Raw genomic sequence first — 12,714 nt, 5'->3', positions numbered from 1 at the left:
CCCTCCTTTTTATTTTATCCATAAATAATTTTCTACAAAAAAGTAATATATCCTCCTTTAATTTTTAACAATTTGGAATTTAAAAAAAGAGCTGACCATCATCGCATCATCAGCTCCTGAAACGGGTTGTCGGTTCACGGCTCCCTTCCGGGATGGCTGGTTACCGCTTTTTCGTGATCTTCCGCAAACTGTTGTATCTCTTTTTGTAATTGATGTAAATACGCCATGGTATCCCGTTGTCTCACCGGATCTGTTTCCGTTTGGGAAAGCAGATGTAAAGCCCGTTGGTAACTGGATGCCAATAAGTGATAATAAGTTTTTTTGGGTGAAATGTTTTTGATGACGGATGTATTCATTGAAACCTTCTCCTTGCCGTAAAATCCCCGACATTCATATCATACCAGATTTGAAAATGAACCACTGATTTCCTGGGAAATTACAAAATTGAAAAAAGATCGGTTTCCCCGAACCGAAAAAAGTGATTTTCTCCTGCATGTATTTATCCAGACAGTTGAGTTTTCCGGAGAAACATGGTCCGTATCGTTGATGTTTTTGTCACAAAGTGGCGTCTGCCGGCTTCGAACTGTTCAGCGCATTTTTGATTGCCGGTTTTGCTTGCACCTTGGGCACTGCCGTCATATGATGGTATATAGTGATTCAAGATCAGAAAAATAAAAGAGTGAGTGTGCATGATAATCGGATACCGAACCATTAAAACGGCGATCGGCATTGCGTTATCCATTTCCATTGCGCAATGGATGGGACTGCAATATTATACGGCAGCCGGAATCATTACGATGATTTGCATTAAAACGACAAAGAAGCAATCTTATCAAACGGCATGGGAACGTTTTTTCGGCTCTTTGGCGGGATTGGGGATTTCAGCCGTCTTTTTTGAATGGATTGGTTATCATACCTGGACGTTGACCTTATTGTTGCTCGTGTTGATTCCGATGAATGTTTATTTAAATATTAAAGACGGGATTGTATCCAGTGCGGTGGTTATCCTGCATCTTTATTTGTTGAAAGATGTCAATGTGGAGATCATCGTCAATGAAATCATGTTATTGGTGATCGGAATCGGCATGGCGGTTCTGCTCAATGCATACATTCCCAGTGCGGAAAAAGAGCTGAAAGCGTACCGGCACAAAATCGAAGAAAATTTTAAGATTATCTTGCGGGAATTTGCCGCTTATCTCCGTGAACCCGAGCGGTATTGGGACGGGAAACAAATCACGGAGACGGCGCAATGGTTAAAGGAAGCCAAAGAGCTGGCTGTCAGGGATATCGAAAATCAATTCAACGGATCAGCTCTTGATTATTACCAGTATTTTGAAATGAGAGAGCGACAGTTTGAAGTTTTGGAACGGATTGCGCTGACCGTTTCCACTTTAAACAACAGCAGTGAACAGGGGCAAATGATTGCCGGATTTCTGGAGGATGTAGCGGATGCCATTCATTACGGCGATTCCTCACAAGTGTTCCTAGACCGGTTGCAAGAGATCAGGGAAAGTTTTCATAATTCTCCTTTGCCTGCGACAAAAAAAGAATTTGAAACACATGCCGCTTATCTGTATTTTATCAATGAAATGCGCCGCTACTTGATGATTAAGAAGAAATTATGGAAGGAAAAAGGAGAGAAAAAACAAAAAGAAAAAAGGCCTTTTCGCCTGTTCCCGGTGGTCAGGTGGAAGAAAAAGTCACAAGGCTAGCGTCTGCGGGGACGGATATTGATCCGGATGTTGCGGGGTTTGACAGCCGGAGGTGGCGGTTCTTGCTCTTCCTCTTCTTCCGGGTCCTCAAAAAAATGTGACATAAACAACCATTCAGGTTGAATCATTCCCATGGCCACCTGGGTGTAGGGAAGATATTTCGGCCAGGTATCGGACGGCTTTTTTTCCACCGGGCAACCCCTCCCTGGGTTTTGTCTCTTTAAAATGATTCATCTACCGTAACCTATGTGAGACAAAAGGGGATTTATGATTAAAAATAAAAAAAGACGGGGGGTATCTCCCGTCTTTTTTTATTTCAATGTGCGATCCCAGCGTAACCATTTGGGATAATGGTTTTTCAATAAACGGCCGGAAACTTTTCCCCAGCCCAGCGGATATCCGTCCACCGTGACCAGCGTCCAGCCTTTGGCCAGATCGCTCGGCAAGGCTTCTCCCTGCAAATACAGAAGAAGATCGGGATCATCCGCTTGAAAATCACAGGTTTGTTTCACCTGTTCCGGAAGGCTGGAGAGTGCCAAGGCGTGGGAAGGCACAAAATGGCTGCGTTTGGCCTGCCCCAGGTATCTGCCGGGCCTTTCCACCCGCAAACCTTTTAATGAAGGGAGATCCGGGTGTACTTGATAAAGATGATCGCCGTACATGGTGAAAGTCCCTTCTGAAAGATCCGTTTGGTTGTAAGTTTCCTGAATGAAGGATTTCCACACTTTTGCCGCCGGTTGTGGAACGGGCGGGTATTTGCCGGGCCGGGCTTTTCTGCTTTCCTGATCTTCTTTTTTTTCCAAAAGCACGACAAAGTGGCCTTCTCCTTTCAAGTGATGAGGCCAAAGGCGGCATGCTTGATTTAATGCGGGCACCCGGTTGCCTGCCCAATCGGGACGTGCCGGTTGATAGTGGGGAGCCGCTTGGATCGATTTGATCTCAAAACCTGGATGATTTTCTAAAAAGGATGCGATGACTTGCTCATTCTCCGTCGGGTTGAACGTACATGTCGAATAGACCAACCGGCCGCCCGGACGCAACATCGGGGCAGCGGCAGTGAGAATTTCATATTGTAATTCCGCGCATTTCTCAACCGCTTTCAGGCTCCAGCGGGTGGCGGTTTCAGGGTCTTTCCGGAACATGCCTTCTCCAGAACAAGGGGCATCAATCAAAATGCCGTCGAAATATTGGGGGAAACGGGCTGCCAGATGGGCGGGGGTTTCATTCAGAATGACGGCATTGGTAACTCCGCAGCGTTCCAGGTTTTCCACCAAGGCTTTGATCCGTTTGCCGTCAATTTCATTGGCAACCAGGACCCCTTCTCCTTGCATCTGGGAGGCCAGCTGTGTGGTTTTTCCTCCCGGAGCGGCGCACAAATCCAAAATTTTTTCTCCCGGCTTGGCGGAAAGGGCTTCTGCCGGAGCCATCGCGCTGGCATCTTGAATGTAGTATAAACCGGCTGCATGGTAAACGTGTTTCCCCGGACGGTCCCGTTCGTGGTCATAATAAAAAGCCGGCGGGCACCATGGAACCGGTTCCAGCCGGAAAGGAACTTTTTCCGGGAAGGAGAGGTGTCCGGTTTTCAACGTGTTGACACGTAAACTGCGAACCGGAGCTGATTCATAAGTTTTGAGGAATGCCGGATATTCATCGTCCAACAGGGATTTCATCAGTTCCAAGAAGTCTTGCGGAAGAGATTGCACAGTATTTCCTCCTTAAAGTTATGCTCCATCCAAAAAATCAGGCACTATTATACCACAGATGAAAAATCCGGTGATGAAAATAGCATCCCCCGGTAAAGGAAACTCATTCTTCCAAAGGGGGGATGCCGCAGTGAAGGAAATTGCATTTACACTTCCATGACTTCCAGATCCCGTAACCGGAGTTGTTGCAATTCACCCAGCATTTTTATGTATTTTTCTTTTTCTCCTAATTTATTCCAGCATTCGGATAAATTGAGCAAGGCCTTTTCCATGAGCCGGGTAAAGTTGCAGGAACTGGCGATGTGCAAGGCTTCTTCGTAAGGATCGACGGCTTTCGGATATTGTCCGTTTTCAATGTAATAATCGCCCAAAGCCATTAACGATTCACAGTAGCGATGGGAGTCATTATATTTTTTTCCGCGTTCCACAGCCGTTGACAAGCTGAGGTATGCTTCGCGGCTTTTGTTCATCTTGCTGTATAATTTCCCGAGCCGGGTCAGGGTTGACACGAGTAAAACTTTTTTGTCTTTCAGCTTGTTTTCCAAGCGGAGAGCCAGTTGATAACAATTTTCGGCAGTCTGATAGTCATTGGCGTTTTGCAGGATGTTTCCCCAAACAGTCAACAATTCGACCGCCTGTTCGTGTGCGCCGTTTGTACGCGCGATATGTAGTCCTTCCCGGGCGTATTTTAAGGCTTCATCATATTTTTTCTTTTTATTTAACAAAGCAGCTTTTAATTCATACATATATAGTTTGACTTTCAGGCTGTTGATTTGTCCGATTCTTTCCCATAATTCATTCAATATTTGCAAAGCTTCATCAGTCCGGTACAGTTTTTCCAGATATGTGGCTTTGGCAATCATTAAATAATCATAAAGATCGGAAGGGTTTTCTCCCGGTTGAAAGGCGTTCAGCCCTTGTTCGTTATAATCCAGCGCTTTATATAAATGATCCCGGAGGTAATATATTTGCCCCAGTTCATACAGGCAAGCCGATTTGATATGGGAGTCGGAGGCGTGATTTTTCTTTTCGATGGCATGGATGGATTGGAGAAAAAAATGTTCCGCTTTTTTTAGTTTATTTTTCTTCACATAGCACAAGCCTTTTAAATAATAAATCTTGTCTAAATAATATTCTTTTCCTTGGGATTGCAATTTGCGGAGCTGTTCCAAAGCTGCATCGCAATCCAAACGTATACAGGTTTCAATTAAAAAGAGCAAGTTTTCCGTTTTATTGCGCTCGCCGTTTTCCTGATGAATCAGGGAGGGAAGTTGGGAAACGTCAAATCCGAGTTTTTGGCAATAATAAAGCCGGTTCTGCGGTTTGACGGTGGGAACGCCGCGCTCAATGCTGGAGATGGTGGCGAATGAAATTTGATCATCCTCCAAATCCACCAGTCTGAGTCCCCGCTTTTTGCGGACTTTTCGCAAAGCTTCTCCCAAAACTTTTAAATCAAGTTCGTTCAAAAAGATCACCTCTTGCCTCTATCATATTTTGAAATATCATATTTGTCTATATATTTTCTTCGCAGGGGTATAAATTTTTAAGGTTTAATCAATGGCTTTTTTATTCGATGGAGGAGTTCATGCGGTTTTTGCGGGATGGCACTCATTTAAAAATCATGGAACTTTAATGAAATAAACGATGTTGTAACGAATCCGGGCTTCATCCGTGATGTGCCGGAAAGACCGCTTGTCACCCGGACAGATGAAAGCCCCGCAAGATGGAATCCTTGGTTTCCTCGCTCAGGAGGTAATGTTGGACTTCCCCTTCGGAGATCCACTGATAAGCTGAATGAGCTTCGCTTAATCGGATGCGGGACGGATCATCGTGCAGCTCAAACGCTCCGTATCGGTTGATTTTTAGATCCGGGAATCCAGTCATCCGGGTTAAAAAATCTTTGGATTCCGCCGGGGTCTAACTCTTTCGGAGCCGGGCAATAATGGAGACTGGATGCAGACAATCGAAAAGGTGGATTTCGGATGAGTGAGCTCAAAACCCAGTGGTGGGAGCATGCATCGCTTCATAAGGATTTGGAACGAAACACCGAAATGTTGAATGAGATTTTGGGAGTCGGTCAAAGTTTTGATATGATTTGCCGTCCGATGACTTATGGAAAAAAAGCATGCGCCTTCTATTTTGTGGACGGTTTTGTGAAGGATGAAATCATGAATTACATCATGGACCGCCTCGCCGATTTGAGGGCGGAAGATTTGAAGACCGATGCTTTGCAACGGCTGTTGAAGAGGGAAATCGCCTATGTGGAAGCGGAATTGACCGATCAGGTGAAGCAAATCGTCACTTCGGTGTTGTCCGGTGCCACCGCCATGTTGATTGAAGGCGAATCGTCAGCCGTCATCATTGATGCCCGGACTTATCCGGCACGCGGTCCCGAGGAGCCGGATATTGAGAGAGTGGTCAGGGGCGCCAGAGACGGGTTTGTCGAAACGCTGATTTTTAACACGGCTTTGACACGCCGGCATGTGCGGGATCCCGGATTGCGGATGGAACACATGCAAGTCGGGCGACGGTCAAAAACCGATGTCTGCCTTTCGTATGTGGAAGATTTGGCGGATCCCCGCGTGGTGAATGAGTTGCGGGAGGCGATTCAAAAGATTGATACAGACAGTTTGCACATGGCGGAAAAAACATTGGAAGAGCATTTGTTTAAACGTTATTGGAATCCTTATCCGATGGTGCGCTTTACGGAGCGCCCCGATGTGGCGGCGGTTCACCTGATGGAAGGGCATGTGCTGATTTATGTGGATACGTCTCCCAGTGTGATGATCACCCCATCCACATTTTTTCATCATCTGCAGCATGCAGAGGAGTACCGGCAACAACCGGTGGTCGGTGCATTTTTACGCTTGATCCGGTTTCTGGCGATGGGTGTTTCGATTTTTTTGTTGCCGCTTTGGTATTTGCTTTCCACGCGTCCCGAATCCCTTCCTTCTTTTCTTCAATTTCTTGCCGTGCAAAACACCGCGGACATTCCGCTTTTTGTTCAAATTCTCATTGCGGAGACCGGGGTGGAAATTTTGCGGATGGCTTCCATCCACACCCCTTCTCCGCTGGCGACGGCGATGGGATTGATAGCCGGCGTTTTATTGGGAGAGATCGGGATCAAAATCGGATGGTTCATTCCGGAAGTGGTTCTGTATGTTTCATTGGCAGTGATCGGAACGTTTGCGTCCCCCAGTTATGAGATGGGGATGGCAAACAAAATGGTCCGCTTCGGATTGTTGGTCGCAGCGGCACTCTTTGGATGGGCCGGATTTATCATTGCCTGCATCGCCTGGATTGTCTGGCTGGCACGGATTGAAGTATTGGTAACCCCTTATTTATGGCCGTTGATTCCGTTTAACGGAAAGGCCATGCTGGATATTTTGATCCGGACACCCATGCCCAACAAAACGAAAAGACCCAGCGGCATTGCTCCGCAAGATCCGGATCGGCAGGCAAAGCCGGAAACATGACGGGGGTTTTGGCTCAAACACAAAGAAATTTTGCAAGGCAGGGAGACGCCTTGCCTTTTTTATGGCAAAAAAACACACAGATATCGAATATTTCCAAAAAACTAATCTTTAAAAATAACGTGAAATTAGATAAAATAACTTTTAGTTAATTATTTTTTATTATAAAAATATATAAAATTATGAATGACTATTCAGTCGAAAAAGGAGGAGTTCAGATGGCTGAAAAAGAAAAAATATGGCTTCGTCATTATCCTCCGGAAGTTCCAGCAACTTTGGACTATCCTGAAGTTCCGTTAACACAGTTTCTGCTTGATGCCGCAAAAGATTATCCAGAGCGGGATGCCTTTGATTTTATGGGGAAAAGTATGACGTTTCGGGAGTTGTTGGATGAAGTTTATCGGTTTGCCGCCGCTTTGAAAGAATTGGGAGTGCAAAAAGGGGAATGTGTGGGCATCATGCTCCCAAACACGCCTCAGGGAATCATTGCTTATTATGCGGTCTTGATGGTCGGCGGCATTGTGGTTCAAATTAATCCGTTATATATGAAAACAGAACTGAAGCACCAATTGGCTGACTCCGGGGCCACAACGATTGTCTGCCTGGATTTGGTGTGGCCGAGGGTGCAGGAAGTAAAACCGGAAACAAAACTGAAACGGGTGATCGTAACCCGGTTGTGCGATTATCTGCCTGTTCCGAAAAACTGGCTGTTTCAGCTTAAATCCAAACTTGCGGGCGAAAGTGTAAGCGTTAACTATGGCGGGGACACGTATTCTTTTGTTTCTCTTTTGAAAAAGTCGGATCCCGAGCCGATGGAGCCGGTTTTTGAGTCAGTGGATGACATTGCGTTGCTCCAATATACCGGAGGGACGACAGGGTTTGCGAAAGGGGCGATGTTGACCCATCGCAATCTGGTGGCAAACTGTTGCCAGGCCGAAGCGTGGTTGTATAAGACCAAACGAACCGAGCCGCAATCCTTTGTCGGGGCTTTGCCGTTTTTTCATGTGTATGGCATGACCACCGTGATGAACCTGGGAATGAAAATGGCAGCAAAAATCATTTTGATTCCTAAGTTTGACACGGATCTCGTGTTGAAAAAGATTCAAGAACACAAACCCACCTTTTTCCCCGGGGCTCCCACGATGTATGTGGGGCTGATCAATCATCCCAAGATCAGTCAATACGATTTGTCCTCGGTGGATGCTTGCTTGAGCGGTTCGGCACCGCTTCCGCTGGAGGTTCAGGAAAAGTTTGAAGAGTTGTCCGGTGGCTTGTTGGTGGAAGGATACGGAATGACGGAAACTTCCCCGGTAACCCATGCCAATTTGTTGTGGGACCGCAAAAAAAGCGGAACCATCGGTTTGCCTTGGCCGGATACCGATGCGAGAATTGTTGACATTGAAACAGGAGAAGTGCTTCCTCCCGGACATGAGGGGGAATTGCAAGTCAAAGGTCCGCAAGTGATGAAAGGGTATTGGAACCGTCCGGATGAAACGGAGAAAGTGTTGAAAGACGGATGGATGTGTACAGGGGATATTGCCAAAATGGATGAAGACGGTTATTTCTATATTCTTGACCGGAAGAAAGATGTCATCATTGCAGGCGGGTTTAACATTTATCCCCGGGAAGTCGAAGATATCCTGTACGAACATGAAGCGGTCAAAGAAGCAGCGGTCATCGGCGTGAAAGATGATTACCGGGGCGAGACGGTGAAAGCATTCATCGTTTTAAAAGAAGGGTATTCGGTGACCGAAAAGGAATTGGACCGGTTCTGCCGCGAACGGCTGGCCAAATTTAAAGTCCCCCGCTTGTATGAGTTCCGCAAGGAATTGCCCAAAAGCTCCATCGGAAAAGTGTTGCGGCGGGTGTTGATGGATGAAGAAAAAGAACGGTCTTCCCAATTAACCAAGAAAAATGCATAAATTTATCTTGAAAATTTCTATAATAGGATTAATTTGATATAATAAAATCTGTTCAAATCAATTGACAATTGAAAGCGGTTATCCTAAACTAAAAATTGAATGAATAGTCATTCATAAAAGCCGGAGAGGATATGGAAAGATGGCAAAAAGAACCGGGGAAAAATATGAAGCAATCATTGATGCTGCAGTAAGAGTGATTGCCGAATATGGTTATCATAATGCCCAGATATCTAAAATTGCCCGTGAAGCCAAGGTGGCTGACGGTACCATCTATCTTTATTTTGAAAACAAGGATGATGTCTTGGTTTCACTGTTTGATGAAAAAATGGGTTCTTTTATCAGCCAGGCCGAAAAAGAATTGAGCCAAATCACATCCCCTGAAGAGCAACTGTACCATTTGATCAAACTCCATTTCGAAAACTTGGAAAAAGACCGCAAATTGGCACTGGTTACCCAAATCGAACTGAGGCAGTCCAATCCGGAAGTGCGAAAAGGAATCAACAATATTTTAAAAAGGTACTTGGATATCATTGACAATGTCATTTTAAACGGTAAAAAGACAGGTGTGTTTCACGAAGATCTGGATGTGCGGATTGCCCGCAGAATGGTGTTTGGAACCTTGGATGAAACGGTGACATCTTGGATTATGAATGGTTTTAAATACAGCCTGTTGGACCAGATCAACGAGATTCACCGTTTATTCATTCATGGGATGAAGAAATAAAAAACAGCCGACAACAAGGGGGAGTGGAAGATGAACATTCTCGTTTGTCTCAAGCAGACGTTTGACACCGAAGAAAAAATCACGATTGAAAATGGTCAGATCAGTGAGGATGGCGTCGAGTTTGTGATCAACCCTTATGATGAATATGCGGTGGAAGAAGCCGTCCGCCTGAAAGAAGAACACGGCGGGGAAGTGACGGTCATCACCATTGGTCCGGAACGGGCTGAACAAGCACTTCGCACCGCCATGGCCATGGGGGCGGACAAAGGAGTCATTGTCGATACCGAAGATCTGGATGTAGAACTGGATGAACATTCCGTTGCTCAAATCCTGGCTGCGACGATCGAAGAAGAAGACCTGGAATATGACCTTATTTTGTGTGGATACATGGCTGTGGATGACGGGTCTGCCCAAGTGGGGCCCAGACTGGCTGAATTGCTCGGGATTCCCCATATTTCCACCATTACCAAATTGGAAATTGAGGGCGAAAAAGTTTCAGTGGAAAAAGACGTGGAAGGGGATGTTGAATACATCGAATCAACCCTCCCGATTTTGGTGACGGCACAGCAAGGATTGAATGATCCTCGTTATCCTTCGCTTCCCGGAATCATGAAAGCCAAAAAGAAACCGCTTTCCCGTTTGGATTTGGATGATTTGGACCTGGAAGAAGAAGAAATTCAGGCCAAAACCGAAACGACGGAAGTATTCCTGCCGCCCAAAAAACAAGCAGGAAAAATTTTGGAAGGCGAGTTGGAAGATCAGGTAAAAGAATTGGTTCAATTGTTGCACTCTGAAGCAAAGGTGATTTAACAGCGAGGAGGAGCGAATCATGAGCAAACATGTATTGGTTCTTGCAGACGTGCGTGAGGGGAAACTCAGAAATGTGACATTTGAATCGCTGGCAGCGGCAAAACAGGTGGCAGAAGGCGGGACGGTAACCGCCACGGTATTCGGAAGTTTTGCCAAAGATTTGGCCGAACCGCTGGCTCATCATGGCGCCGATAAAGTGATCGTTGTGGAAAACGGCGAATTGGATCAATATACTACAGATGCATATTTCCAAGCCTTTAAAAAAGTGATTGAGCATGTCAACCCGGATGTGATTTTTACCGGCCACACGGCGGTGGGAAAAGATTTGTGCCCGCGGATTGCGGCCCGTTTGGGTTACGGGTTGATCAGCGATTGCACCAATATTGAGGTGGAAGATGGAAACATTGTCTTCACCCGCCCCATCTACGCTGGGAAAGCGTTTGTGAAAAAAGTGGTGAAAGACGGCGTGATCTTTGCAACATTCCGTCCCAACAATATTCCTCAGGAAGAGCCGGATACCAGCCGCACGCCGGATGTTGAGGCGCTCAGCGTGGATCTGGATAAAGATTTATTGCGGACCATTGTTAAAAATGTGGTTAAAAAAGCTTCGGATGGCGTGGATTTGACCGAAGCACGCGTGGTCGTCTCCGGCGGTCGCGGGGTGAAAAGCGAGGAAGGATTCAAACCCTTGTACGAGCTGGCGGATGTATTGGGAGGAGCCGTCGGCGCTTCCCGGGGGGCTTGCGATTCCGGATATTGTGACTATGCGTTGCAAATCGGCCAAACCGGTAAAGTGGTGACCCCCGATTTGTACATTGCCTGCGGAATTTCAGGAGCGATCCAGCACCTGGCAGGGATGTCCAACTCCAAAGTCATCGTTGCAATCAACAAAGACCCGGAAGCTCCGATTTTCCAAGTGGCGGATTACGGCATCGTCGGCGACTTGTTTGAAGTGGTTCCGATGCTGACGGAAGAGTTTAAAAAGTTGTTGGGTGAACAACAATAAGAAAAGATTGGTTTTAAAAAGAAGAGCACACGGGTGGTGCTCTTCTTTTTTGGTTTACTTACAAAATGACTTGGTACTTTTTTTTCTAAAGTGGTATACTACACTGTGAAAGCCAAAGATATTTTTGGTTTGGATCATGATGCGCAAGCAAAATAAGGAGGCAGTAACTTATGGCAATCGTGGAAATTACCGATGAAAATTTTGATAAAGAAGTACAAAGCAAAGAAGCCGGGACCGTTTTGGTTGACTTTTGGGCTCCGTGGTGCGGTCCGTGCCGCATGTTGGCACCCGAATTGGAAAAAGTGGATGAAGAAATGGGCGACCAATTGAAAATTGCCAAAGTGAATGTGGACAACAGCCCTGAAACGGCCGGGAAGTTTGGAGTCATGAGTGTGCCGACTTTGATGGTGTTCAAAGACGGGGAAATGGTTTCCAAAATGGTCGGGGCTCAACCGAAAGAACAATTGGTAGCCTGGTTGAAAGAATATGTTTGATGGATGTTCATCAGGCGATGCCGGTTGGCATCGCCTTTTGTTTTTATGATCTTAAACGGCCTCTCAATCAGCCGGATTGAATTCCGGTTCAATTTTGTCTTTGTATCTTTTGACATAAACGGATAAAGCAAACAGTGACGGGAAGGTGATTGTAAGTTGTGCTACCAAACTTGCAATCCATAAGATAACAGGATGTGAGTCCGAAAATCCAAACACCATGTAAATGGCGATGATGAGCAAAGATCCCGCCAACCAGAAAATAATTGAAAGAGCAAGGTAGGACCCAAATGCAGTCAGAAGAGAAAGAAAAATTTTTGTGAAAGCTTTTTTCAGCATAACAAAGGCATGTTTAATCGATTGCCAGCTCTTTATTCCGTCTTTTAAAACCAGAACCGAAGATTGAACAGACAAATAAGACAACAAAGCAATCAAGCCAATTGAAAGCAATATGGCTGCCAAAACTGCCAACGGAGGAAAAAATAAAAAGAGAAAAACCGCTAAAAAAGTAACCAGCACAGCCGGAATGGACAATAAATAAATACATAAACCGAGTCTTAAAATTTTCCAGTAATTCGGCAACATTTCCTGAAGCAAAACTTGGACGGAAGCTTCACTTTTATAGTGAGCGGAAATGGTCACCGACATAATTCCCCCGCTAAGGGCAGGAGTTAATATGATTAAAATGATGATAAATACAAAGGCCCAGGCTGTTGGTTCTTTGGTTACCGGATCGATATTCACATTGATAAAAAATGTAAAGACCGCTAAGAGCAAGGAGACAATCAGATAAGACAGATAAAGGTTTTTTTGGACTTGGTCTTTTAAAAACATATCAAATCACCTACATAAATTTATGTATTTATTGAGACA

General features: G+C 45.4%; 13 protein-coding genes. 7 read left to right on the top strand and 6 right to left on the bottom strand.

Features of this window, described 5'->3' with window-relative positions; translation table 11 throughout:
- Positions 1-134 precede the first annotated feature (134 nt).
- Positions 135-356 (bottom strand): hypothetical protein, encoded by a 222-nt coding sequence (locus NYE37_RS10835; RefSeq protein WP_037993367.1) that lies wholly within the window; start codon positions 354-356, stop codon positions 135-137.
- A gap of 333 nt (positions 357-689) precedes the next feature.
- Between NYE37_RS10835 and NYE37_RS10830 the strand changes: the two genes are divergently transcribed.
- A complete protein-coding gene (locus NYE37_RS10830) occupies positions 690-1,712 on the top strand; it encodes an aromatic acid exporter family protein (RefSeq protein ID WP_340712020.1) in 1,023 nt (340 codons plus the stop codon).
- Here NYE37_RS10830 and NYE37_RS10825 read toward each other — a convergent pair.
- The 4 genes from NYE37_RS10825 to NYE37_RS10810 all read right to left on the bottom strand — a co-directional run bounded on the left by NYE37_RS10825 (position 1,709) and on the right by NYE37_RS10810 (position 5,299).
- On the bottom strand, positions 1,709-1,903 hold the full coding sequence (locus NYE37_RS10825) for a hypothetical protein (protein WP_037993365.1): 195 nt from the start codon (positions 1,901-1,903) through the stop codon (positions 1,709-1,711). The two genes, NYE37_RS10830 and NYE37_RS10825, sit on opposite strands and share 4 nt — an antisense overlap.
- Positions 1,904-2,023: 120 nt before the next feature.
- Complete coding sequence (locus NYE37_RS10820) at positions 2,024-3,415, bottom strand: RsmB/NOP family class I SAM-dependent RNA methyltransferase (RefSeq protein ID WP_082813468.1); 1,392 nt, start codon at positions 3,413-3,415, stop codon at positions 2,024-2,026.
- A 146-nt stretch (positions 3,416-3,561) separates the two neighbouring features.
- Complete coding sequence (locus NYE37_RS10815; protein ID WP_049719803.1) at positions 3,562-4,881, bottom strand: helix-turn-helix domain-containing protein; 1,320 nt, start codon at positions 4,879-4,881, stop codon at positions 3,562-3,564.
- Between the two features lie 229 nt (positions 4,882-5,110).
- Positions 5,111-5,299, bottom strand: a complete 189-nt coding sequence (locus NYE37_RS10810) for a hypothetical protein (protein ID WP_037993363.1) — start codon at positions 5,297-5,299, stop codon at positions 5,111-5,113.
- Between the two features lie 98 nt (positions 5,300-5,397).
- Between NYE37_RS10810 and NYE37_RS10805 the strand changes: the two genes are divergently transcribed.
- The 6 genes from NYE37_RS10805 (at position 5,398) to trxA (ending at position 11,844) form a co-directional block, all read left to right on the top strand.
- Complete coding sequence (locus NYE37_RS10805) at positions 5,398-6,891, top strand: spore germination protein (RefSeq protein WP_037993360.1); 1,494 nt, start codon at positions 5,398-5,400, stop codon at positions 6,889-6,891.
- A gap of 215 nt (positions 6,892-7,106) precedes the next feature.
- A complete protein-coding gene (locus NYE37_RS10800; protein WP_037993359.1) occupies positions 7,107-8,810 on the top strand; it encodes an AMP-binding protein in 1,704 nt (567 codons plus the stop codon).
- A gap of 139 nt (positions 8,811-8,949) precedes the next feature.
- A complete protein-coding gene (locus NYE37_RS10795; RefSeq protein WP_037993357.1) occupies positions 8,950-9,534 on the top strand; it encodes a TetR/AcrR family transcriptional regulator in 585 nt (194 codons plus the stop codon).
- Positions 9,535-9,564: 30 nt separating this feature from the next.
- Positions 9,565-10,344: an electron transfer flavoprotein subunit beta/FixA family protein gene (locus NYE37_RS10790; protein ID WP_037993355.1), complete on the top strand. Its 780-nt coding sequence runs from the start codon at positions 9,565-9,567 to the stop codon at positions 10,342-10,344.
- 19 nt (positions 10,345-10,363) lie between these two features.
- On the top strand, positions 10,364-11,350 hold the full coding sequence (locus NYE37_RS10785; RefSeq protein WP_037993353.1) for an electron transfer flavoprotein subunit alpha/FixB family protein: 987 nt from the start codon (positions 10,364-10,366) through the stop codon (positions 11,348-11,350).
- A gap of 170 nt (positions 11,351-11,520) precedes the next feature.
- Complete coding sequence (gene trxA / locus NYE37_RS10780; RefSeq protein ID WP_049719804.1) at positions 11,521-11,844, top strand: thioredoxin; 324 nt, start codon at positions 11,521-11,523, stop codon at positions 11,842-11,844.
- Between the two features lie 63 nt (positions 11,845-11,907).
- Here trxA and NYE37_RS10775 read toward each other — a convergent pair whose 3' ends face one another.
- Positions 11,908-12,675, bottom strand: coding sequence for a hypothetical protein (locus tag NYE37_RS10775; RefSeq protein WP_049719805.1), 768 nt, complete (start codon positions 12,673-12,675; stop codon positions 11,908-11,910).
- Positions 12,676-12,714 lie beyond the last annotated feature (39 nt).

Origin of the sequence: Thermoactinomyces sp. FSL K6-2592, from assembly GCF_038006465.1 — a bacterium.
GTDB classification, from domain to species: Bacteria; Bacillota; Bacilli; order Thermoactinomycetales; family Thermoactinomycetaceae; genus Thermoactinomyces; species Thermoactinomyces vulgaris.
Note: the sequence above shows the minus strand (reverse complement) of the source record. Positions and strands in the feature narration are given on the sequence as shown.